Annotated in this window: 22 protein-coding genes; 5 read left to right on the top strand and 17 right to left on the bottom strand. The window is 40.2% G+C overall.

Annotation, left to right across the window (positions count from 1 at the left end; genetic code table 11):
• Nucleotides 1-6: 6 nt before the first annotated feature.
• The 8 genes from clpX to rlmD all read right to left on the bottom strand — a co-directional run bounded on the left by clpX (nucleotide 7) and on the right by rlmD (nucleotide 8,637).
• Nucleotides 7-1,239, bottom strand: coding sequence for an ATP-dependent Clp protease ATP-binding subunit ClpX (gene clpX, locus QM469_RS01070; RefSeq protein WP_007555413.1), 1,233 nt, complete (start codon nucleotides 1,237-1,239; stop codon nucleotides 7-9).
• 31 nt (nucleotides 1,240-1,270) lie between these two features.
• A complete protein-coding gene (locus QM469_RS01065; RefSeq protein WP_214262269.1) occupies nucleotides 1,271-1,441 on the bottom strand; it encodes a hypothetical protein in 171 nt (56 codons plus the stop codon).
• Nucleotides 1,441-1,947 carry a dihydrofolate reductase gene (locus tag QM469_RS01060; protein WP_414275873.1) on the bottom strand — a complete coding sequence of 169 codons (507 nt, stop codon included), beginning with the start codon at nucleotides 1,945-1,947 and terminating at the stop codon, nucleotides 1,441-1,443. The genes QM469_RS01065 and QM469_RS01060 overlap by 1 nt, the downstream gene beginning before the upstream one ends.
• A 127-nt stretch (nucleotides 1,948-2,074) precedes the next feature.
• Entirely contained in the window at nucleotides 2,075-2,593 is a 519-nt protein-coding gene (locus QM469_RS01055) for a Dps family protein (RefSeq protein ID WP_414275872.1), read from the bottom strand.
• A 147-nt stretch (nucleotides 2,594-2,740) separates the two neighbouring features.
• Nucleotides 2,741-4,522, bottom strand: coding sequence for an ABC transporter ATP-binding protein (locus QM469_RS01050; RefSeq protein ID WP_414275871.1), 1,782 nt, complete (start codon nucleotides 4,520-4,522; stop codon nucleotides 2,741-2,743).
• Between the two features lie 10 nt (nucleotides 4,523-4,532).
• A complete protein-coding gene (locus tag QM469_RS01045; protein WP_414275870.1) occupies nucleotides 4,533-6,269 on the bottom strand; it encodes an ABC transporter ATP-binding protein in 1,737 nt (578 codons plus the stop codon).
• Between the two features lie 124 nt (nucleotides 6,270-6,393).
• Nucleotides 6,394-7,152, bottom strand: a complete 759-nt coding sequence (gene tpiA / locus QM469_RS01040; RefSeq protein ID WP_045763546.1) for a triose-phosphate isomerase — start codon at nucleotides 7,150-7,152, stop codon at nucleotides 6,394-6,396.
• Nucleotides 7,153-7,269: 117 nt separating this feature from the next.
• The gene (gene rlmD, locus QM469_RS01035; protein ID WP_414275869.1) at nucleotides 7,270-8,637 is read right to left on the bottom strand and encodes a 23S rRNA (uracil(1939)-C(5))-methyltransferase RlmD; all 1,368 of its coding nucleotides are present in this window, start codon (nucleotides 8,635-8,637) and stop codon (nucleotides 7,270-7,272) included.
• Between the two features lie 55 nt (nucleotides 8,638-8,692).
• Between rlmD and QM469_RS01030 the strand changes: the two genes are divergently transcribed.
• From QM469_RS01030 to QM469_RS01020, 3 genes are all read left to right on the top strand, one after another.
• On the top strand, nucleotides 8,693-9,469 hold the full coding sequence (locus QM469_RS01030) for an aminoglycoside 3'-phosphotransferase (RefSeq protein ID WP_414275868.1): 777 nt from the start codon (nucleotides 8,693-8,695) through the stop codon (nucleotides 9,467-9,469).
• Nucleotides 9,470-9,479: 10 nt separating this feature from the next.
• The gene (gene recX / locus QM469_RS01025) at nucleotides 9,480-10,256 is read left to right on the top strand and encodes a recombination regulator RecX (RefSeq protein ID WP_414275867.1); all 777 of its coding nucleotides are present in this window, start codon (nucleotides 9,480-9,482) and stop codon (nucleotides 10,254-10,256) included.
• Between the two features lie 88 nt (nucleotides 10,257-10,344).
• Nucleotides 10,345-10,878 (top strand): DUF402 domain-containing protein, encoded by a 534-nt coding sequence (locus tag QM469_RS01020; RefSeq protein ID WP_000775325.1) that lies wholly within the window; start codon nucleotides 10,345-10,347, stop codon nucleotides 10,876-10,878.
• A 265-nt stretch (nucleotides 10,879-11,143) separates the two neighbouring features.
• Here QM469_RS01020 and QM469_RS01015 read toward each other — a convergent pair whose 3' ends face one another.
• From QM469_RS01015 to QM469_RS00995, 5 genes are all read right to left on the bottom strand, one after another.
• Nucleotides 11,144-11,911, bottom strand: a complete 768-nt coding sequence (locus tag QM469_RS01015) for an epoxyqueuosine reductase QueH (RefSeq protein WP_000567559.1) — start codon at nucleotides 11,909-11,911, stop codon at nucleotides 11,144-11,146.
• 67 nt (nucleotides 11,912-11,978) lie between these two features.
• Nucleotides 11,979-13,178, bottom strand: coding sequence for an MFS transporter (locus QM469_RS01010; protein ID WP_414275866.1), 1,200 nt, complete (start codon nucleotides 13,176-13,178; stop codon nucleotides 11,979-11,981).
• A gap of 269 nt (nucleotides 13,179-13,447) precedes the next feature.
• Entirely contained in the window at nucleotides 13,448-14,791 is a 1,344-nt protein-coding gene (gene asnS / locus QM469_RS01005; protein ID WP_083279616.1) for an asparagine--tRNA ligase, read from the bottom strand.
• 150 nt (nucleotides 14,792-14,941) lie between these two features.
• Nucleotides 14,942-16,120 (bottom strand): pyridoxal phosphate-dependent aminotransferase, encoded by a 1,179-nt coding sequence (locus QM469_RS01000; protein ID WP_414275865.1) that lies wholly within the window; start codon nucleotides 16,118-16,120, stop codon nucleotides 14,942-14,944.
• Nucleotides 16,117-16,605 carry a DUF5590 domain-containing protein gene (locus QM469_RS00995; RefSeq protein ID WP_371607518.1) on the bottom strand — a complete coding sequence of 163 codons (489 nt, stop codon included), beginning with the start codon at nucleotides 16,603-16,605 and terminating at the stop codon, nucleotides 16,117-16,119. The genes QM469_RS01000 and QM469_RS00995 overlap by 4 nt, the downstream gene beginning before the upstream one ends.
• Nucleotides 16,606-16,865: 260 nt before the next feature.
• Here QM469_RS00995 and QM469_RS00990 point away from each other — a divergent pair, with 260 nt between their 5' ends.
• The gene (locus QM469_RS00990) at nucleotides 16,866-17,414 is read left to right on the top strand and encodes an NADPH-dependent FMN reductase (protein WP_414275864.1); all 549 of its coding nucleotides are present in this window, start codon (nucleotides 16,866-16,868) and stop codon (nucleotides 17,412-17,414) included.
• A 52-nt stretch (nucleotides 17,415-17,466) separates the two neighbouring features.
• Here QM469_RS00990 and QM469_RS00985 read toward each other — a convergent pair whose 3' ends face one another.
• Nucleotides 17,467-18,657, bottom strand: a complete 1,191-nt coding sequence (locus QM469_RS00985) for an O-antigen ligase family protein (RefSeq protein ID WP_371607520.1) — start codon at nucleotides 18,655-18,657, stop codon at nucleotides 17,467-17,469.
• Nucleotides 18,658-18,867: 210 nt separating this feature from the next.
• On the opposite strand from QM469_RS00985, the gene birA reads away from it, so the two are divergent.
• Entirely contained in the window at nucleotides 18,868-19,803 is a 936-nt protein-coding gene (gene birA / locus QM469_RS00980) for a bifunctional biotin--[acetyl-CoA-carboxylase] ligase/biotin operon repressor BirA (protein WP_414275863.1), read from the top strand.
• A 55-nt stretch (nucleotides 19,804-19,858) separates the two neighbouring features.
• Here birA and QM469_RS00975 read toward each other — a convergent pair whose 3' ends face one another.
• The 3 genes from QM469_RS00975 to QM469_RS00965 all read right to left on the bottom strand — a co-directional run bounded on the left by QM469_RS00975 (nucleotide 19,859) and on the right by QM469_RS00965 (nucleotide 23,757).
• The gene (locus QM469_RS00975; protein WP_414275862.1) at nucleotides 19,859-21,049 is read right to left on the bottom strand and encodes an acetate kinase; all 1,191 of its coding nucleotides are present in this window, start codon (nucleotides 21,047-21,049) and stop codon (nucleotides 19,859-19,861) included.
• A gap of 48 nt (nucleotides 21,050-21,097) precedes the next feature.
• Nucleotides 21,098-22,051 carry a class I SAM-dependent methyltransferase gene (locus QM469_RS00970; protein ID WP_414275861.1) on the bottom strand — a complete coding sequence of 318 codons (954 nt, stop codon included), beginning with the start codon at nucleotides 22,049-22,051 and terminating at the stop codon, nucleotides 21,098-21,100.
• A gap of 98 nt (nucleotides 22,052-22,149) precedes the next feature.
• Nucleotides 22,150-23,757, bottom strand: a complete 1,608-nt coding sequence (locus QM469_RS00965; RefSeq protein ID WP_000105251.1) for a CTP synthase — start codon at nucleotides 23,755-23,757, stop codon at nucleotides 22,150-22,152.
• Between the last annotated feature and the right edge of the window lie 228 nt (nucleotides 23,758-23,985).

Genomic DNA, 23,985 nt, shown 5'->3' with positions numbered 1-23,985 from the left:
TCACCTCTAGGCTGTCTCTAGAATTGGCTTAGCCGTTCCGTCAACCGCTTCTTTTGTGATACGAACTGTTTTCACATTTTCTTGACTTGGAACTTCAAACATAACGTCTAGCATGGTTTCTTCGATGATTGAGCGAAGACCACGGGCACCAGTTTTGCGTTCGATAGCTTTGTTAGCAATTTCCTGGAGGGCTTCGTCGTCAAATTCTAACTCAACATCATCATAAGAAAGCAAGGTCTGGTATTGTTTAACCAAGGCATTTCTTGGTTCCTTCAAGATGCGAACCAAGTCATCTACTGTCAACTGCTCCAAGGCTGCAAATACTGGCAAGCGTCCAATCAACTCAGGAATAATACCGAATTTTTGAATATCTTCTGCAATGATTTCTTGCATGTAAGAGCTGTTTTCGTCAATAGCCTTGTTGTTTTGTCCAAAGCCGATAACTTTTTCACCAAGACGCTGTTTGACAATCTCTTCGATGCCATCGAAGGCACCACCCACGATAAAGAGGATATTCTTAGTGTCCACTTGAATCATTTCTTGTTGTGGATGTTTGCGTCCGCCTTGAGGTGGCACACTAGCTACAGTTCCTTCGATAATCTTGAGGAGAGCTTGTTGCACACCTTCACCAGAAACATCACGTGTGATAGACACATTCTCGCTCTTCTTAGCAATCTTGTCGATTTCGTCTACGTAGATAATTCCACGTTCTGCACGTTCGATATTAAAGTCAGCTGCTTGCAAGAGTTTGAGGAGGATATTTTCCACGTCCTCACCTACGTAGCCAGCCTCAGTAAGAGCTGTTGCATCTGCAATAGCAAATGGTACATTCAAACTTCTAGCAAGTGTTTGAGCAAGGAAAGTCTTCCCTGAACCCGTTGGGCCAATCATCAAAATGTTTGATTTCTGCAAATCTACATCTTCTGTCTCTTCACGAGTGTCATGGAAATTGATGCGTTTGTAGTGGTTATAAACAGCTACTGCCAAGGCACGTTTAGCACGATCTTGACCAATCACATAGTGGTTCAAGATGTTTAAGAGTTCGATTGGTTTTGGTACTTCAGACAAGTCTGCCAAGACTTCCTCAGCCAACTCCTCACGAATAATTTCCTGAGCCAACTCCACACATTCATTACAGATAAAGGCGTTGTTCCCAGCGATTATTTTTTTAACTTCTTCTTGGCTTTTGCCACAAAATGAGCAATAAACCATCATATCATTTTTCCTATTTGTAGGCATGATTCCCTTCCGTTCTAAATGATTTTTCTATCTAAAATAAGGTCATATAAAAAGCATGAATGCTATTCACCAGGTTTGTAAAAGCATTAAGCCAAAGTAGAGTAGCAAGTCCAAAGCGCTTTTTACGAAAAGCGTGTGTTCCAGCTATAAGACAGACAGCACACAAAAGAGCTGTAAAAAATCCAAAAATACTGCGCTCCATTAGACTTCCTTTCTCTTTCTATATTCGATGGTGAAATCATAGGCATTTTTCTCATCTTTGCTATAAGATTTGCTTGCAAGAGTCTCAAAAACAGTCAAGTCAAAATCTTCCGGGAAATAAGTATCCCCTTCAACTTGAGCATGAATTTGTGTCACAATAATTTCATCGAGATAAGGTTCAAAAAGCTGAAAAATCTGCTTACCCCCAAGGATATAGAGATTTTTATCCTGGTTATGGTACCAGTCTAAAACATCCTCAACATTTTGGAAAACCAGAACACCCTCAATTGACTCTTCAACATTACGCGTCAAAATCAGAGTCTCACGTCCTGGAAGCAAACGTCGTCCCATTCCATCAAAGGTGACACGTCCCATCAAGATGGCATGATTCAAGGTTGTTTCTTTAAAATGTTTTAACTCTGCTGGCAAATGCCATGGTAAGCGATCCTCTTTTCCGATTACACCCTTTTCATCTTGGGCCCAGATGGCTACGATTTTCATTGTCATGCTTTCATCCTTTTCATTGATAGTTCTATTTTATCAAAAAACTTCAAAAAAGACTGTTTTGGAATGCCCTCCTGAATAGAAAAAATCCGTAGAAAACTTCTACGGATTTTTAGAAAAATACAGTATCTTACAAACCAGGTGTTTGTCCTAATTCTGCTGCAAGCATCCAGACTGTTTTTTCAAGATCTGCCTTAGCACCAACGAAGATATCATTGGTTACATCATCACCTTCTTCATCTGTTACATCCAAAGCTTTTTGGAAAAGAGTGATAAGGTAACGATAAATTTCAAGGACACGTTCCAAACTTTCTTCTACGTTACGGAATTCTCCAATTCCTTCTTCGATTTCACTGTGTTGAAGGAATTCTGTCAAAGTAGAGTATGGTTTGCCACCAAGTGTAATCAAGCGTTCACTGATTTCATCAAGGTAACCATCAAGGCTATCCATGTATTCATCCATCTTAGGATGCCATACCATGAATCCACGGCCACGCATGTACCAGTGTACTTGATGAAGAGCGATATGTGCTACGTACAAGTCTGCTACTGATTGATTCAAAACTTCCTTTGTATTTACTAGCGCTTCTGCCGCTGGTTTAGTTAATGTTGCTACGTCTTTTACTGCTTCTTTTTTTAATTCAACCATATTTCTCACCTCGTAATATAATTTTTGCAACCATATTTATTGATTACTACATCAGTATACTACTCCTAGTAGACAAAAGCAAGGAAATTAACTCATATTAAAAAAGTTCTAATTGACTGATAATTTAAGAATAGGAAACTGTAATTTTTAGTTGTTTTCTGTGCCTTTACCAGAGAATTGACTTTGATAAAGGTCATAATAGAAACCTTTTGCATTTAAGAGACTTTCATGATTTCCTTGTTCGATAATCTGTCCATCTTTCAGCACCAAAATCTTGTCAGCTTCCTGAATAGTCGAAAGCCGGTGGGCAATAACAAAGCTTGTTCTTCCCTTCATCAAACGTTTCATGGCCTTTTGAATCAAGAGCTCTAGACGAGTATCGACTGATGAGGTTGCTTCGTCCAAAATTAAGATTTTAGGATCCGCCAAGAGAGCACGCGCGATAGTTAACAACTGTTTTTGCCCAAGAGAAATATTACTTGACTCTTGGTTCATTTCCATGTTATAGCCACCAGGAAGGGTGCGGATAAAGTGGTCAACATTGGCCGCCTTAGCAGCTTCAACGATTTCTTCATCTGTTGCATCCAAATTTCCAAAGCGAAGATTTTCCTTGATGCTACCTTCATAGAGCCAGGCATCCTGTAAGACCATGCCAAACTGGCGACGATAGTCCTGACGAGACAAGTCTCGAATATCTTGTCCATCCACTAAAATAGCACCAGCTGTTACATCGTAAAAACGCATGAGAAGGTTAATCAAGGTTGTTTTACCTGCTCCAGTTGGTCCTACGATGGCTACCATCTCTCCTGGTTCAACATCTAAGTTGAAATTACGAATCAATGGTTTATTTTCCACATATTGGAAATCAACATTCTTGAAGCTAACTTGACCTGTCAACGGCGCCAACTCTTTCACTTCCTCACTTTGAACTTCTTCCTGTTCATCCAAAACTTCAAAGACACGATCAAGCGAAGACTTGGCACTTTGCATTTGCCCTGCTAGCTGGGTGATATTTTGAATCGGTTGGCTGACTTGCCATACATATTGAACGAAGGCCTGCATGTTACCAATAGTCAAGCGCCCTGCAATAACCTGTAAACCACCTAAGACAGCAACTATTAGGTAAGTTAAATCAGACACGATGTGAAGGGCAGGCATCATCAATCCTGAAATAAAACTCGCCTTGAATCCGACTTGTTGCAATTCATCCGTAATCTTTTCAAATCTTTCTTGAGAATTTTCTTCACGCCCGAAAAGTTTTAAAACATTGAAACCTGTCAAGTTTTCCTGTACAAATCCATTCATACGTCCCAATATAGCTGCCTGCTGTTTAAAATATGGCTGCGAACGATTTAGAATCGTTTTAGCTCCAAAATAAGTCACTGGAATCGACAAGATAACAATGATAGCCAACTGAAGATTTAGATAGAGGACCATACCCATAACAAAAAGAATGGTAAAGACTGCATTGACAATCTGTAAGAAAGATTGTTGTAGAGCGTTCGAAACAGTCTCAACGTCACTTGTAAAACGACCTAACAAATCTCCAAACTGATGCTTATCAAAGTAGGACACAGGGATGCGGTTGATTTTTTCACTCATTTCATTTCGCAAATCCTGTATCATGGACTGTACCGCATTGGTCATAAAGTAGTTTGAGTAATAAGAACCCAACTCATAGAGAAGCCCACGCAAGAGATAGATCACTAGAATCACTGCGATATAGCTGGTATTGATACCCGCTCCTGCAACACCATTTGCCATGGCAAGGAGATTGCTGGTTAATTCTGTGATGGCAAGCCCTAATACGAAAGGCTCGATAACACTCATAATGACGCTGACTATTTTCAAGAAGACTGCAAAGAAAACAGAGAATCGGTAGGCTTTTAAATAGCTCCATAGACGAGCTAGACTAGATTGTTGTTTCATCCTTTACCTCCTATTCTTCTGTCAGAGACGCATTTTTCAGCTGCGACTCAGCAATTTCTCGATAGATGTCATTAGTCTCCATCAATTCTTCATGACGTCCACGACCAACGATTTCGCCCTTATCAAGGACGATAATCTGGTCCGCATCCATAATGGTTCCAACACGTTGCGCGACAATCAATACCGTAGCATCTTGAGTCACTTCCTTGAGACGACGGCGCAAGATTGCATCTGTACGATAGTCCAAGGCTGAGAAGGAATCATCAAAAATGTAGATGTCTGGACCCTTGATAACTGCGCGGGCAATCGACAAGCGTTGTTTCTGACCACCTGATAGGTTGCTTCCGCCTTCAGCCAGATGAGTCGCAAAACCTTCTTCTCGACTTTCGATAAAGTCTTTGGCTTGGGCTACATCAGCTGCTTGGTGCAAGTCCTCATGACTGGCATCTTCTTTCCCATAGCGGAGATTGTCTGCGATAGTCCCAGTAAAGAGCAAGGCCTTTTGTGGAATAAATCCAATCTTCTGACGGAGTGATTTGAGACGGTAATCTCGGACATCAACACCATCGACCTTGATTTTTCCAAGGATAACATCGTAGAATCTAGGAATCAATTGAACCAGAGTAGACTTACCTGAACCAGTTGAGCCGATAAAGGCAATGGTTTCTCCCGGTTTAGCAGTAAAGGAAATGTTATGCAAAACAGGGCTTTCTGTTTCCCCTGGATAGGCAAAGGTCACATTATCAAATTCTAAGTAACCATGTGTTTCTGTTTCTTGAATTCCGTCCTCATTTGGATCAATGGAAATAGGCATGTCCATGATTTCCTTCAAACGCTCGCTAGATACAGCAGTACGTGGATACATGGTAAAGAGGTTTGACAAGAAAAGGAAGGACAAGAGGGCGTGGAAACTATACTCGATGAAGGCCACCAAATCCCCAATCTGCAAACTTCCCTGTTTGAGAGGATCCAAAGCAAACCAAACGATAGCCACAATCATGGCAATAATGATTTGCACAAAAAGCGGCTCTGTCAAACCTGTCAATTTGAACAAGCGATTGGAATTATCCGCATAGATTGCATTTTTCTCTTCGAAACGGTTTTCTTGAAAGTCTTCACGAGCAAAGGCACGAATCACTCGTAGCCCCATCAAATTTTCACGGACATACTGGTTTATCTTGTCCAAAGTTTTCTGTTGTTTTTCAGATAAGGGACGCGTTTTGACCGCAACATAAAGGACTACTACAGCTAGAAAAGGAACTGAAAAAGCTACAATCCAAGCTAGTGAAGGGCTGGTCAAGAAAATCATAAGAATACTCGACAGCATCATCATGGGAGTGATAACACCCAACTTAAGCGTTTGTTCTGCAAACTGCATGAGGACAAAGGCATCACTGGTAATACGAGTGACTAGTGAAGACACACCAATTTGTTCATATTCGTGATGAGAATACTCTTGCAACTTCGCATAGACATCATTGCGCATGTCCTTAACCATATTCGTGGTCAGTTTACTAGCAGCATAAGCCAGAACAACCCGTCCAAATGTTCCCAAGACGATAATAACCAACATGATTACGGCCCAAAAATAGAGTTTTTCCTGATCACCTTGGTTGATTCCCTGGTCAATCATGCGGGCTAAAACTGTTGGTAAACCTAGATTGACAATGACAAAGAAAATTGCCCCGAGAAAGTCTAACACTAACCACTTGGGATAGCGTTTGAGATAAGACCAAATATACAGCATAATTCTCCTTTCTTTTTCTTCTAAAATGCAGAAAAGAGCGTGCTTTCGCACGCCATTTTACTAAAAAGAAGACAGGCAGCCAAAACCTCGAGAGAGGGAACTGTCTGTCTCAGATATTTAAGGCTTATTTTACAAAGTCAAGCAATGCCAAGAAGCTTTCTGGGTCAAGTGATGCACCACCAACAAGAGCTCCGTCAACGTCTGGACAAGCCATGTATTCAGCAACGTTTTCAGGTTTCACTGAACCACCGTATTGAACACGTACTTTGTCAGCTACTTCTTGACCGAAGTCAGCAGCTACAACGTCACGAACAACTTTACACATTTTTTGTGCATCGTCTTGTGAAGCTGATTTACCAGTACCGATAGCCCAGATTGGCTCATAAGCGATAACTGTTGAAGCTACTTGTTCTGCAGTCAATCCAGCAAGAGCAGCTGAAACTTGAGCACCTACGAATTCTGCTGCTTTACCAGCTTCGTAAGTTTCAAGTGACTCACCACAACAGATGATTGGAAGCATGCCGTTCGCAAAGATTGCTTTTGCTTTTTTGTTGATGTCTTCGTCTGTTTCGTGGAAGTAGTCACGACGTTCTGAGTGACCGATAACAACGTAGTCAGTACCGATTTCTTTCAAAACTTGTGGGCTAGTTTCACCAGTGAAAGCACCAGCATTTTCAAAGTAGCAGTTTTGAGCAGCAACTTTAAGGTTTGAACCTTTAGCAGCAGCAAGAACAGTTGTCAAGTCAAGAGCAGGAGCTGCGATACCTGCTTCAACAAGGTCTGATGAAGGAAGTTTTGATGCTACAGCTTCAACGAATGCTTTTGCTTCTTCTGGGTTTTTGTTCATTTTCCAGTTACCAGCGATAAATGGTTTACGTGACATTTCACATACCTCTTTTTTCATTTTATTTTCTACTTATTTTATCATAAATATAGGGAGCTTGCAAATCTTACTCTGTAATCGGAAAACTGATTTTCAAAAATTTTCGTGCTCTTATTTCTATTTAGAAGATGATTCGCGCTTGGTCAATTTGACCACTGCTTCCGTCCTAGCCGTATGCGGAAACATATCAACCGACTGGATATAGTGGAGGTCATAGACCTCTACCAAACGGACTAAATCACGCGCTAGGGTAGATACATTGCAAGAAACATAGACCATCTTTTCAGGAGTGTATTTGATTATGGTATCCAAGAGCTTGTCGTCTAAACCAGTACGTGGCGGGTCCACAATCAAGGCATCAGCACGATAGCCTTCCTTGTACCAACGAGGGATGATTTCTTCTGCTGTACCTGCCTCATAGTGGGTATTACTATACCCCATACGCTGGGCATTTGCCTTAGCATCCTCAATAGCTTCAGGAATAATATCCATCCCTCTCAGGCTTTTAACTTTTTTGGCAAAGGCAAAACCAATGGTACCAACACCACAATAGGCATCTATCAGATGGTCATTCTTATTTACGTCCAAGGCCTTAACCGCTTCACTGTAGAGGATTTCCGTCTGTTCAGGATTAAGCTGATAAAAAGCTCGAGGTGAAAGAGAGAACTCATAGTCTAAAACACCCTCACGTATACTATCTTGACCCCAAATAATCTCTGTCTTGTCCCCATAAATCTCAGAAGTTTTGGCAGTATTGGTATTGACTGCGACAGTCACTACTTCAGGATAATCCTTGACTAGGTCTTTCACAAATTGAGTCAAATTCAATTGGCGATTGGTCACAATGATAATCTGGACTTGCCCAGTTTTCCGTGCTCGACGAACCATGATGGTCCGAACCCCAAGGATTTTCCGTTCATCTGTAATCGGAATTTGATGGTAAGTCAAGAGTTCAGCAATGCGATTAGCAATAGATTGCGTCTCCTTGTCTTGAACAAGACAGTCCTTTAACTCGACCAAATAATGGGAATTTTGAGCATACAAGCCAGCCTTGACTTGCCCCTTGAATTTTCGTGTTTGAAATTGCAGTTTAGCCCGATAATATTTTGGTTTCTGCATGCCAATGGTTGGTCTTATTTCAAAGTTTTCATAGCCAGAAGGGGCAAATTTTTTCAGAGCTTGATGGAGGAGATCCGTCTTGAACTCCAACTGCTTGTCATAATGTAGGTGCATAATCTGACAGCCACCACACTCATTATAGATAGTACAGTCTGGTACCACTCGAAACTTAGATTTTTTATTGACCTCAAGGAGTTTAGCCTCAACGTAGTTACGCTTAACGGAAGTCACCTGACAATAGATATCTTCACCCTTGAGGGCGCCTGGAACAAAAACAAGGGTTTTCTGGTAAAATCCGATTCCTTCCCCGTTAATCCCCATACGCTTAATTTTTAATGGAATTTTTTGTTTGACTTTAAGACTCATAAGTCTATTATACCACGTAGTTTCTCAATGTTTAAGAATATGTTACAATAAAACCATGAATACAAAGATATCTCATTTTTCCCCATTGGATTTTCCTGAGCAATTACGAACTTATATAGAGGGAGCAACTCTTTCTGACAGCTCTTCTCATTCAGGCGCAAGGGTTCTCTATCTCGATTCAGGTTACTATTTGAAAATTGATCAAAAGGGAAGATTAGAGCGAGAAGCTCGCATTGCAAGTTGGTTTGAACAAGAGGGAATAGGAACACCAGTCATCCACTATCTATCTACGGATAAAGACTACCTCCTGACTAAAGAGGCTATTGGTCATGATGCTCTCGCTTTTTTAGACCAGCCAGAGACAATCTGTCAAACCATGGCAGAGGCTCTCAAAAAGCTTCACAGCTTATATCCGAAAAATTTTCCATCAGAAAATCATTTACAAACCTATAAAGACAGAACCTTGAAAAACTATGAAAAAGGCGAGTTCTATGCCAAGGCGCTCCTACCCCAATTCCAGATTAACAGTCGCGAAGAGGCCTTCCAACTCATCCAAGAACAAGGGCATCTTTTAAAAACTGATGCCTTTATTCATGGGGATGCCTGCCTTCCAAACTTTATTCTTAAAGATGCCAGCCATTTCTCTTGTTTTATTGACCTTAGTTTGGCTGATTTCAGTGACCGACATATCGATCTCTTTTGGGCAGTTTGGTCCCTCAATTACAACTTAAAAGATCACAAATATGCTGAACTATTTCTCGACCATTACGGGAGAAAACAGGTCGATAGCAATAAACTTCGACTCGTTGCTGCCTTCGAAGCATTTGGATAAGAGGTAAACCATGAAAATCACAAAACTTGAAAAGAAAAAAATACACTATCTGCTCGAACTTGATAGGGACCAAACCTGCTACATTACAGAGGATACCATTGTTCGCTTTATGTTGACTAAAGGGAAAGAGATCTCAGCTGAAGAACTAACTGAGATTAAATCCTTTGCGCAATTTTCCTACAGTAAAAATCTAGCTCTTTACCACTTATCCTTCAAGGCCCGCACTGAAAAAGAAGTTCGAGATTATCTAACCAAGCATGAAATTGATGGGAAAATCATCCCCAAAGTTATCCAGTCTTTAAAAGATGATAATTGGATCAATGACCGGCAATATGCTTATGCCATCATCAATTCCAATCAGCTTTCAGGAGATAAGGGAAGCTATATGCTGATGCAGAAGATTTCTCAAAAAGGCGTTTCTAAATCCATTATCCAAGAAGTCTTACAAGAATTTGATATGACGGAAGTCGCAGAGCGCACAGCTGAAAAACTACTGAAAAAATACCAGGGGAAATTACCTGCTCGTGCTCTACAGGATAAGATTATCCAAAGCCTAACCAATAAAGGATTTTCCTACACAGAAGCCAAAACAGCCTTTGACCAATTGGACAGCCAGGTCGAAGAAGAAACCGTTCAGGAACTTATTTTTAAAGAGTTAGACAAGCAGTATCGGAAATATTCACGAAAGTATGAAGGATACGAACTGAAACAACGTTTGACCCAAGTTTTAGCTAGAAAAGGTTATGATTTTTCGGATATAGCCAGCGCTCTCAGAGAATATCTTTAATTTTTTCATGAAAAAACTAAGAACTTTAAACAAAAATGTGATACAATAGTAAACGATAAACTTATAAATTGTAGAAAGTTGGTTAGTTATGAAACTTCCAAAAGAAGGCGACTTTATTACAATTCAAAGTTATAAGCATGATGGGAGTCTCCACCGTACTTGGCGAGACACCATGGTACTAAAAACAACAGAGAACGCTATTATCGGCGTCAACGACCACACACTTGTTACCGAAAGTGACGGTCGTCGTTGGGTGACTCGAGAACCGGCTATTGTTTACTTTCACAAGAAATATTGGTTTAATATTATCGCTATGATTCGTGAAAATGGTATCTCCTACTACTGCAATATGGCAAGTCCTTACTATCTGGATGAAGAAGCTTTAAAATACATTGACTATGATTTGGATGTTAAAGTGTTTACAGATGGTGAAAAACGCCTCTTGGACGTTGAGGAGTATGAACGACATAAGCGAAAAATGAAGTATTCTTCTGATCTAGACTATATTCTGAAAGAGCATGTAAAGATTCTTGTTGATTGGATTAACAATGAGCGAGGTCCTTTCTCAGAAGCCTATGTCAACATTTGGTACAAACGCTACGTAGAACTAAAGAATCGGTAAAGTTGTCAGAGGTCAGGATTAAAATCCTGACCTCGTTTTTTGATTTTCAACGAGCCTTTGAGTGGCGACTAATTGAACTGTTTATCAGCATTCTAAATTCCAAAAAACTCATTTAATCAAAACTTCATTTTTCATCCACAAGTTTTAAGATGCACTGATTTATTAAAGGATTGAGATTCTAGGACTAGGAATTCATAGATTAGTCAATCAATTTCTGGCTATCACTTTTCCCTAGTAAAAAACCTGCCTTGAGGCAGGTTTTCGTCTAAATATCTAACTTCGTAACGGTGAACTTGATATGGGAATAATCTTTCTCGATATCCTTATCTACCATAAAGGCTGTTGCATCCTTCTTGACCTGTACCAAGTCGATATTCTGGGCTTGAGCTGCATAGACACAGCCACAGTAACATTGGCGATAAATGTCGTACTCTTCACACATTTCTACAGAGCGTTTGTAGCCTTGATTTTTCTTAAAGTCGCTCGGAAGATAATGAGTAGTGTAGATTTTCTGCACATCAATCCCGATACTATTGATGGTTTGTGAATTTTTGTGAGGACTGATGGTTAGGGCTGAGCCAAAGTAGTCAAAGCCTAAGTCCATAGCCACTTGCGCTGTCTTGTCCAAACGATAGTCAAAACAAACCTTGCAGCGATCGCCACCTTCAGGTTCTTCTTCCAAACCTCTGACTAGTTGACGATATTCGTTGGGTTCATAGGGTGCTTCTAGGTATTGGACCTTATTCCCAGTTCGTTCATTGAAATCACTAACAAACTTTTTTGTCACATAGGCACGCTTGTGATACTCAGCTTTAGGATGGATATTTGAATTAGCAAAATAAATAGTCACATCCGCATACTTGGTCAAGTACTCTAGAGTGTAGGTGCTACAAGGAGCACAACAGACGTGCATGAGAATGGTTGGTCTTTCTTCATTTTTTTCCCAAACTTGAACCATCTTTTGCATGACACGGTCATAGTTGATCTTTTGATTGGGATTCATCTTACTTAGAATTTCTTCTACATCGATCATACTCTTCTCCTTTTCCTCTTGCTATTGTACCACAGGATGATCCTTTGGGCAAATAGGTTTTCGTGCTTTACTCAGTTTTTAAGTCCTTCTCTAATAGCTTGCCCATCCTTGTCAGACTGATTATTAGGATAGGACAGGTTAAAAGCAAGATAAGACCTAGAACTAAAAAGACAGCTATAAGACCCCAACGATCGATTAACCAACCTGTCAACGGGAAAATGACAATCATAGAAAGACTAAAAAGCATGGAATTGATACTAAGCATAGTTGCTCTTACACTGGACGGTAAATAGCCTTGTAAGTCATTGAAATAGATCGGCTGATAAACTGCATAAAGTGTATCGGTCAAAAGATATACGAGAAGAAAAGCAAAGGGAGTTCCAGAAAACACCAATAGTAAGGCCAAGCCCGTTAGTGCAACAAGAGTCGGAAAAACTCGATTGCTATTCCATTTTTTACCAATTTGACTAGCTATATAAACCGCTATAAGATTTAAGCCACTACCAATCAGCATGACCAGCGAAACCTGCCACCCTGCTAAGTCACTTATTTTCTGCTGATAATAAAAGTAAAACATGCACATGAGTGTCCCGACTAGCTGATAAGTCATCATCCAGTAAAAGAGTACTGGTTTTTCATGCCATTCTTTTCGTACTTGCAGGACAATCGTTTTAAAGGTTAAGCCTTGATTTTTCTCTCTCTTAGCCATTGGTTCTTTCATAAAATAAATCAAGATTATAGAAAGAAATGAAAATCCAATAGCAATCAGATAGGTCCAAGCCAATGCTCCGTGAATAAAGAAGCCTGCCACAACTGTACCTAAGGTTCGGGTGACTTCGGCCACACCAGACAAAAAACTAGAAATCTGAAGATATCGGTCCTTTTGACCCGCTTCTACCGCAGAATCATATAAGAAAGCGGTACTGGTCCCCGAATCAAAATTATAGGACCAAGCGTTGACCATCATAGCAAAAGCATAAATCCAAAAATTCCCCTGACCAAACAAAATCAAGATAGAGGACACAATACTAGCCAAGCGAGCCAAATAGAGATTGGTCTTGTAGCTAAATCGATCGGCCAACATACCAGATGGGATTTCACACAAGAGACTTGTACCGTGAAAGATACTTTCTAATAGACCAATTTGAAGTAAGGAAAGACCATTTTGAATGAAAAATAAAATCCAAAAACTGGTAATTCCAAAATAAGAAGTGAATTCCAGACCTGCTAGGAGTGGAATATTGCCTTTGTAAGTTCTTTTAAACATTGTTTTCTCTCTTTCAATATATAATATGAGTTTTTCTAAAAGACTTACTTAGAGTTGCCTACATTTTCTCCACCTCTTTCGTTTAAAGTAATACTCAATGAAAATCAAAGAGCAAACTAGGAAGCTAGCCGCAGGCTGCTCAAAACACTGTTTTGAGGTTGTGGATAGAACTGACGAAGTCAGTAACATATATACGGCAAAGTGAAGCTGACGTAGTTTGAAGAGATTTTCGAAGAGTATAAAAACGCCAGACGGCGTTTTTATGGCTATTAAGGTTTGATACGGTGCAACATACGTGGGAATGGAATAGCTTCACGGATGTGTTTAGTTCCAGCTGCGAAGGTTACCATACGCTCGATACCGATACCAAATCCACCGTGTGGTACTGTACCGTATTTACGAAGGTCAAGGTAGAATTCGTACTCTGTACGATCCATACCAAGCTCTTCCATCTTAGCCACAAGGGCATCGTAGTCTTCCTCACGCATTGAACCACCGATGATTTCTCCGTAACCTTCTGGTGCAAGCAAGTCTGCACAAAGCACACGCTCTGGATTTCCAGGAACTGGTTTCATGTAGAAGGCCTTGATGGCTGCTGGGTAGTTCATGACAAATGTTGGTACACCAAAGTGGTTTGAAATCCACGTTTCGTGTGGTGAACCAAAGTCATCACCATGCTCGAGATGTTCGTAGTCTGCATCTTCATCATTTTCATGCTCTTGCAAGAGGTCAATGGCTTGATCGTAAGTGATGCGTTTGAATGGCTCAGCAATGTAGCGTTTCAAGAGCTCAGTGTCACGTTCCAATGTTTCCAAGGCTTGTGGAGCACGGTCAAGAACACCTTGAAGAAGAGCTTTGACATAAGCTTCTTGCAAGTCAAGTGACTCATCATGTGTCAAGTATGAATACTCAGCATCCATCATCCAGAACTCAGTCAAGTGACGGCGAGTTTTTGATTTTTCAGCACGGAATACTGGACCAAAGTCGAAGACACGACCAAGGGCCATAGCACCAGCTTCAAGGTAAAGCTGACCAGATTGGCTCAAGTAGGCTGGAGTACCAAAGTAGTCTGTTTCAAATAATTCAGTTGAATCTTCTGCAGCATTTCCTGAAAGAATTGGGCTATCAAACTTCATGAAGCCATTCTTATCAAAGAACTCATAAGTTGCATAGATGATAGCATTACGGATTTGCATGACAGCTACTTGTTTGCGTGAACGAAGCCACAAGTGGCGGTTGTCCATCAAGAAGTCTGTTCCGTGTTCTTTTGGAGTGATAGGGTAATCTTGAGATTCACCGATAACTTCGATGTCTGTAATATCCAATTCGTAACCAAATTTAGAACGCTCGTCTTCTTTAACAATCCCTGTCACGAAAACAGATGTTTCTTGACTTAGACGTTTGATGGTGTCAAATTTTTCAAGACCTACTTCTTCTCCAAATTTTTCGATAAAGTTTGGTTTAAAAGCAACTCCTTGGAAAAAGGCAGTTCCGTCACGCAGTTGCAAGAAAGCAATTTTCCCTTTACCTGATTTGTTGGCAACCCAAGCACCGATAGTGACTTCTTGACCAACGTAGTCTTTTACTTCGATAATTGTTACACGTTTTGTCATCATTTATCTTCCTTTATTCGTTTAACTTGTCCAAAGACATTATTACTCATTATTGTACCACAAATAATGCCTGATAGCTAGCTAGTTTGACAGAAATTCCTAAGTTTTTAAAAATAAAAACCTCCGTTATTAAGACGAAGGTTAAGCTTCTTATTTTTCCATAAATTGGTGCAAACGACGAATGGCTTCTTTAAGTGTATCTAGATCTGTCGCATAGCTGAGACGGACATTTTCTGGTGCTCCAAATCCAGCACCTGTTATCAAGGCTAAACCAACTTCCTCAAGGATAGCCGTTGTAAATGCTGTTACGTCTGTATAGCCTTTCATCTCCATAGCTTTTTTAACATTTGGGAAGAGATAGAAAGCTCCTTGTGGTTTGACAACTTCAAAACCAGGGACTTCACACAAGAGTGGATAGATGGTATTCAAACGTTCTTCAAATGCTTGACGCATAACTTCCACAGAATCTTGCGGTCCAGTTAGCGCCTCGATTGTTGCGTATTGTGAAACAGCGGTTAGGTTAGAAGTCGTTTGACCTGTCAATTTGCTCATGGCAGCAATGATTTCTGGATCACCCACTGCATAACCTATCCGCCAACCAGTCATAGCATAGGCCTTAGACACTCCATTGATGACAATGGTTTGGTTGCGAATGGCTTCTGATAGACTAGAGATTGGGACGAATTCATTTCCGTTATAGACCAAACGACCATAAATATCATCTGCTAGGATGAGAATGTCATGTTCAACAGCCCAATTTCCAATGGCCAAGAGTTCCTCACGAGAATAGATCATCCCAGTCGGATTAGATGGTGAGTTAAGAACCAAGACCTTGGTCTTAACTGTACGAGCTGCTTCTAATTGCTCAACAGTCACTTTAAAGTGATTGTCTTCTTTGGCTTGGACAAATACTGGAACACCTTCTGCCATCTTAACCTGATCCCCATAGCTAACCCAGTAAGGAGTAGGAATGATGACCTCATCTCCAGGGTTGACTACAGCCATAAAGAAGGTGTAGAGAGAGAACTTGGCACCTGTAGCAAAGGTAACTTCGTTAGCTGCTACAGAATAACCATAATAACGTTCAAAATAGGTATTGACTGCTGCTTTTAACTCAGGCAAACCTGAAGCTACCGTATAGAAAGAAGCACGTCCATCTCGAATGGCTGCAACAGCAGCATCTTGAATATTTTCAGGAGTATGAAAATCGGGCTGACCTAAAGTTAAGAAAAGAACATCTTTTCCTTCAGCTTTTAACTTCTTTGCTCTTGCATCACTAGCCAGAGTGACACTTTCTTCCATTTCTAAGACACGTTTAGATAATTTCATAGCTTCTCCTTTTCGATTAGGGCACCAGTTTCAAAATCTACTAGATAATAGTCTCCTCCAGACTTGATTTCCCAAACAGGCTTTTCAGCATAGCGTCCAAAGGTAACCGTATCAATTTCAGTAGCTCCTTTTTCTCTAACAACTGCTTCTGCTTTTTCTTGTGAAATACCATTTTCTAGTTGATATACGTAAATATTGTTATTACTTTTCTCTATTAAAACAGCAACTTGTTTCTGATTCTTATCTTGACCAAGAACGCTATAATAGCTTTCTAAGCCATTAAAGAAATCAACCTGGCTGACCGTTTCTAGATTCGCATACTGCTTGGCAAGTTTTTCCCCTTCTACCTTTGCTGTCTGATAAGGCTTCATGCTAAGCCACACCAAATAGAGAAAGGAAGAAGTCACAACTAGAGCCAGCAGGGTCAAGCCAATGCTGTACTGAAATAATAAGGAATTTTTTTCTTTTTTCTGTCTCATTTTCACTCGTCTATTTTACCATCTATCCTAGTGAATTACAAGTGAATAAAGGGGAGGATTTAGCACGGAACTTCTCTTATGACAGGAGTATATGACGCTTGAATCATTGATTTCACAGACTTTTCATAATCTCTACTCCTAAAAATAATCTTGACTATCATCGATTTTTATTTTCTGAGCAGATTTCTTGCAAATAATTCCCTTTTGTTGTAACATTGTTTATAACAACAGAGATAACTCTGATTAAAATCTAAAGGAGACTCCCTATGTCTAAAAAAGTATTATTTATCGTTGGTTCACTTCGTGAAGGTTCTTTCAACCACCAAATGGCGCTAGAAGCTGAAAAAGCTCTTGCTGAAAATGTTGAAGTCAGCTACCTTGACTACTCTACAATTCCTTTATTTAGTCAAGACCTTGAAGTTCTTACACTTCCAGCTGTTGCTGCTGCACGTGAGGCAGTTCTTGCTGCTGATGCTATCTGGATCTTCTCTCCAGTCTACAACTTCTCGATTCCTGGTACAGTGAAAAACTTGCTTGACTGGCTTTCACGCGCAATTGACTTGTCTGATACACGTGGAGCATCTGCTCTTCAAGATAAGATTGTAACAGTATCATCTGTAGCCAATGCTGGTCATGAACAACTCTTTGCAATCTACAAAGACCTCTTGCCATTCATCCGTACAAAAGTTGTTGGTGAATTCACTGCAGCTCGTGTCAATGATTCTGCTTGGGCAGATGGCAAATTAGTCCTTGAAGACAGTGTTGCTTCTTCCCTAAAACAACAAGCTGAAGACTTGGTTCAAGCTATTCAATAATTGAATTGAAAAAGAAAGATAGTAGAAAATGTTAGTTTCTACTATCTTTTTCTTAATCAACAAATTCATCAATCATACTATGTTTTAGTGGTAAACTACACATCACTAAAAGGAAAATAAAGGATGATTGAATCCAAAAGAGAGCCAAATCAAAAATTCCGTGCACAGCTACTACTGTCAAGAAAGAGAGGTAAAGTCCAAGGATAGGACGCTTACTAGGTACTTGACTCATATCAATCAACATTCGTACTGGAGTGGAAGAAGCAATCCCCAAGAGAACGGTACCAACAACTCCATAACTCAAAATCGTATCTATATAAATACTATGAGCATGTTCATGATAAGGTGCTCCAATACGAGGGAAAGAGTGCATATAGGTTAGCGGTCCTTCACCCCAGAATGGATTTTGCTTAAACAAGGCCATCCCAGCATTCCAAATAGAAACACGCTCTTCCATAGATGAATCTAAGGTTCCCATTCGAACACCCAAATCACTTGAAAATAGAAAGGCTAAACCAACCCCAAAAACTCCAACACTAAGCCAGAAAGCACGCCAGTTCTTAATAGTTGTGAAGAGATAAATAATCGCTCCAAAGATGATGGCTGGAAAAGCTGTGCGATTCTGCGTAAAGTTTAAACCGAATAAATTAGCAAAGATGGCAATCATAGAAAAGATTCGTAACCATCTTAACTTCGTTGTGCTAATCAGATAAAAACCAATCATGATACAGAAACAACAGATAATTCCATAGTAATTGGGATTAAAGAAGGCAACCTCCGCTCGATTCTGATGCCAAACCTGCATTCGTGGTGAGAGGAAGGTATAATCAAATTTCTTTACAATTTGGAAATGTTCCAAGGCTGCAAAGGCTGCTGCAAAGACACTTAAGGCTAATATTCCTTCAATCGTCAACCTGAAAAATTTAGGAGTCAACTGGGATTGATAGTAGTAAAAGAAGATGGTAAACAGAAACATGGCCACCGAAGAAACTACTCCCATCACATTTTGTGCCAGAAGAGAAATTGCAGTGCTATAAGCAATAAAAAAGAGCAAGACAGGGTGTTGAGACAAACGTTTCAAGATCCCCTTCATCTCCCCAGTATATACTAACCAAAGTAAGTAAGAGATAAAAATAACAACAAAAAGATAAAAAGGAAGAAAAATACTCAGAATAACTCCTAAAAGAAGTCCTTCTTGTTTCGATAAACTTTTTAACTTTTCAATGACACCTATTGATTTCACAACAGATCCTTTCCTTCTGAATATCACATTCAGATAAATAAGCTATTAAAACATTTTACCATTTTTCAAGCGATTTGAAAACCTCTTTACCTCTATACTCCTAACTAAAACTGGGTAAAATTTTATAGTTAGCTAAGATTACTTGAAAATCGCTATTCCTTTTTTAAAAATATGGTACAATAAATCTAATTATTCCAGAAAGGGTCTAGCATGAAATCCTACCAAGAAGTCTATAAAATACTAGTTACTGAGACTGATTATCTAAGCGGAGAAAAAATAGCTGAGAGATTAAACCTATCTCGAACTTCCGTATGGAAGGCGATCCAACGTCTCCAACAAGAGGGACTGGAGATTGACAGTATCAAAAATCGTGGCTATAAACTTCTGGACGGAGACCTTATCTTGCCTCAGGAAATCGAAGCGAATAGTCCCATTACTGTCCAGTTTAAACCCTCAACAAAATCTACCCAAACTGATGCTAAAGAGGCTATGGAAGCTGGTGCCAAAGGGGATAAACTCTACCTTTCCACTAGCCAAACTATGGGACGTGGCCGTTTTCAACGTCCTTATTACTCACCTGATAGGGGGGGAATTTACATGTCCCTTCACCTACAACCCAATCTCCCTTATCAGAATCTTCCAGCCTATACACTTCTGACAGCTGGAGCTATCTACAAGGCTATCAAAAACCTTAGTTTAATCGACGTCGATATCAAGTGGGTCAATGACATTTATCTGAACCAGAAAAAAATTGCTGGTATTCTAACAGAAGCCATTACCTCTGTCGAAACTGGACTCGTTACAGATGTTATCATTGGGGTCGGAATCAACTTTTCGATCGCTGAATTTCCCAAGAATCTACAAACTAAAGCTGGAAGCTTATTTTCTCAACATACTCCCATTACTCGCAATGAATTGATTGCTGAAATCTGGAAATGTTTCTATGAAACAGAAGCCGATGAACTCCTCTACCTCTATAAAAAGCACTCTATCGTTTTAGGAAAAGAAGTCTCTTTTAAGCAAGATCACCAAACTATTTCAGGAAAAGCCTGTGACATCTCTGACCAAGGACAACTGCAGATAGAATTAGCCAAGGGGAAAAAGATTTGGCTCAATAGTGGTGAAGTTTCGCTGACTAAATGGTAGTTTTCCTAGATCAAAAAAATCGACCTTTATTATTGAAGGTCGATTTTTTGATCTGTTATTTTTTCAAACGTTCAACGTCACGTGCAATGACCAATTCTTCATCCGTTGGAATTACCAGTACACGTACACTTGCTGCATCTGTCGAAATATCTCCGGTTGCACCAAAGACATTTTTCTCTGGATCTACATCGCAACCGAACCAAGAAATCCCTGAAATAACATCTTCACGTACATTAGTAGAATTTTCACCGATACCTGCTGTGAAAATAACAGCATCTGCTCCATTTAGGACTGCAAGGTATTGACCAATATGTTTTTGGATACGGTCAACATACATTTCATAAGCCAAAGTGGCATCGTGATCTCCTGCCTCCATAGCAGCAATTACATCACGCATGTCACTAGATTTACCAGAAACACCCATCAATCCTGACTCACGATTGAGAATACGACTGATGTCCTCAGGCTTGTTAAAGTCCTCTGTATATTGCATTAAATAAGGAATGATGGCTGGGTCAATATCCCCTGTACGAGTTCCCATCATTACACCACCAAGTGGAGTGAATCCCATTGAGGTATCAACAGATTTCCCACCCTTAACAGCTGTAATAGAAGCACCATTACCGATGTGACAAGTGATTAACTTCAACTCTTCAAGTGGACGACCCAAGAGTTTTGCTGCTTCTTGAGCAACGTACTGATGGCTTGTACCGTGCGCTCCGTACTTACGAACCTTGTTTTCTGTGTAATATTTTGTTGGTAGAGGATAGCGATAAGCTTTCTCTGGCATACTTGTATGGAAGGAAGTATCAAAAACAACGACACTCGTAATATCTGGCAATAATTCTTTGAAGGCGCGAATACCCGCAGCGTTTGCAGGATTGTGCAATGGAGCAAGAAGACCTAACTCTTCAACTTTTTCAATTACATCACCTTCCACGACTGTGGACTCTTTGAAGTACTCTCCACCTGCAACGACACGGTGTCCAACACCAGTAATTTCATCATAAGATTTAATAATATCAAAACGAATCAAGTCATCAAGCAAAATCTTAACTGCCAAAGTATGGTTGTCAATGTCAAGGACTTGTTGTTCTGAACGACCATCAAATTTAACTGTAGAAATAGAATCTTTCAATCCAATTCGTTCAATCAACCCTTTTGCTAATACTTTTTCTTCTGGCATTTGATAGAGTTGCCATTTCAAACTTGAGCTTCCAGCGTTAATTGCAATGGTTTTTGTCATAATGTTTCCCCTTTTTAAGCGTTTTCAACTATTATATCAAAATTTATACTAGATTTCATGTTCTTGACACCAATTTTGAAAATTTTCCTTAAATTCCAACAAAATTTCAGGATCACGAAGACTAGCAAGTGGATAGACGAATGGTTCAAGGCCTTCTATCGCTTGCTTTTGTAGAACAAAAATGGTCTTAGACTGGGCTCCTTGAGCGAAGAGATCCTCTGGTAAAGCTACGATAGCTACTAGTTGAGCCTGTTCAGTTAACCATACTTTCAAGAGGTCGCTCTGAGGACTCATCAAAAGATCTGTTGGAGCAAGGAAAATAGCATAGCCTCCCGTCTTAAGATACTTGAGAGATTGCTCCATTAATAGATGATGAGCATAAGTATGTTCATCCTTTGCTGCCACTTGGTAACGTGAGGCAATCTGATCGTCTGGGTAGTAGCCAATCGGGAGGTCGCTCACGATAATATCACTTTCTTTTAATACTTGTGGACGTACTGCATCTCCTTGGACAAAGCCCATTTGCAGATCCATAACTTCCGCCATACTCGCCGCCAGATCGATCAAGAGGTCATCTAGCTCAATCCCAAGGTAATTTACCTTTTTGTTCATGGACGTTAAGAAGCTAGCACCTAGAATTCCCATCCCAGACCCCAACTCTAATAAACTTAGATTCTCAGCAGGGCACAGTTGCTCTATCAGAAAAATCATCAAGTGACCAATGGCATCTGGTGTAAACTGGTGATTTGCTTGGAGAGGTTCTGTTTGCGCTGCCTTCATTAACAAGAATTGGTAGGTTCGTAACCACTCTTCTTTTCGAAGAGCCAATCGTTTTAATGCTTGATTGTTTTTCTTGACATCTTCCAGATTTGTCTGACCATCCAGATAGATTCCATTTTGCTCAATCAAGGCATCGTAAAAATTTGTCGTCAAATCATTTTGAATGATTTGGACATTTTCTAGTAAATAGGTATATGCTTGTTCAATTTTTTCAAAATCCATACCCTTATCTTACCAAAAATAATGTCCTTTTTCCATATTTTCATGATAGTGAAAACAAATTAAAACCTCTGAGATGACTCTCAAAGGTTTTATTCTGTCTATTTACTATTTTCAACCGCTGCTGTTACGAAAGCAGTGTAGAGTTCTTCTGGGCGGTTTGGACGACTTGAAAGCTCTGGGTGGTACTGACAAGCCACAAAGAATTTGTTTTCTGGAATTTCCACAATTTCGACCAAGCGGTTGTCTGGTGAAACGCCTGAAAAGACAAAACCTGCTCCTTCAAACTGTTCACGGAAGGCATTGTTAAACTCATAACGGTGACGGTGACGGCGTTGCACTACCTCTTTGTTATGATAAGCTGCAGCTGCCTTAGAACCACGTTTTAACTTAGAAGGATAAAGTCCCAAACGAAGGGTACCACCCATGTCCTCAACATCAATCTGATCACGCATGATATCGATGATAGGGTATTTGGTATCAGGATTTAGCTCTGCTGAATTAGCTCCTTCAAGTCCCAAAACATTACGGGCAAATTCGATACAAGTCAACTGCATACCCAAGCAGACTCCTAGCATTGGTACATCATTTTCACGCGCATAGCGAATCGCTTCAATCTTACCTTCTGTTCCACGTTGACCAAAACCACCCGGCACGATGATTCCGTCAGCGTCCGATAGAAGTTCTGCCACATTGTCAGCTGTCACATCGTTAGCATTGACCCAATCAATCTTCACTTCTGCATCATTGGCATAACCTGAGTGTTTCAAGGCCTCTACGACAGAAATGTAGGCATCTTGCAACTCAACATACTTACCAACAAGGGCAATCTTGACTTGTTTTTTGAGGTTCATGACCTTATCAACCATAGCTGACCACTCTGTCATATCTGCTGCAGGTGCATCAATTTTCAAATGGTCACAAACGATTTGATCCATACCTTGTGCTTGCAGGTTAAGTGGGATTTGGTAAAGATGATCCACATCCAAGGACTCGATAACTGCTTCTGGTGCCACATCACAGAACTGGGCCAGTTTATTTTTAATTCCTTGTCCAGCTGGCTTTTCAGTACGGATGACCAACATATTAGGCTGGATTCCCAGACCACGCAATTCTTTGACAGAGTGTTGAGTTGGTTTGGTCTTCATTTCACCAGCTGCCTTGAGGTAAGGAAGCAAGGTCGTATGGATATACATGACATTATCTGCACCCACATCTGCCTTCATCTGACGAAGAGCTTCTAAGAATGGAAGTGACTCGATATCCCCGACTGTTCCACCAACCTCTGTAATAATGACATCAGAGTCTGTCGTAAGAGCAGCACGCTTGATTTTTTCTTTCAAAGCATCTGTAATATGAGGAATAACTTGGACGGTTGCACCCAAATACTCTCCACGGCGTTCCTTACGAAGAACTTCACTGTAGATTTTACCAGTTGTCACGTTTGAGTATTTATTAAGGTTGATATCGATGAAACGCTCATAGTGACCCAAGTCCAAATCTGTCTCAGCCCCATCATCTGTTACAAATACTTCTCCGTGCTGGTAAGGGCTCATGGTTCCTGGGTCAATATTGATATAAGGGTCAAATTTTTGAATGGTCACCTTCAAACCACGGTTTTTCAAAAGACGCCCAAGGCTCGCTGCAACGATCCCTTTTCCAATAGACGATACCACACCACCAGTGACAAAAATATATTTCGTAGACATAGATTCCTCTTTCTAAAATGCTCAAGGTCTTGTTTACTAACAGGGGATTGAGGAAACAAGACCTTCATCAATAACTACACCCCAAGAAGAAAAGCTTCCTGGAAAAAACAAAAATAGCTCCCTAATAACTAGGGAGCTCCGACCTCTAAAAGAGGTGCCCGAACAATATATTACCTCAAAATGAATCATTTGTCAAATAGAACAAATCGTTGACTTGGCATTCCATCT

The organism is Streptococcus infantis, assembly GCF_047464215.1.
Lineage (GTDB): Bacteria > Bacillota > Bacilli > Lactobacillales > Streptococcaceae > Streptococcus > Streptococcus infantis_P.
This window is presented reverse-complemented; position numbering and strand designations above follow the sequence as displayed.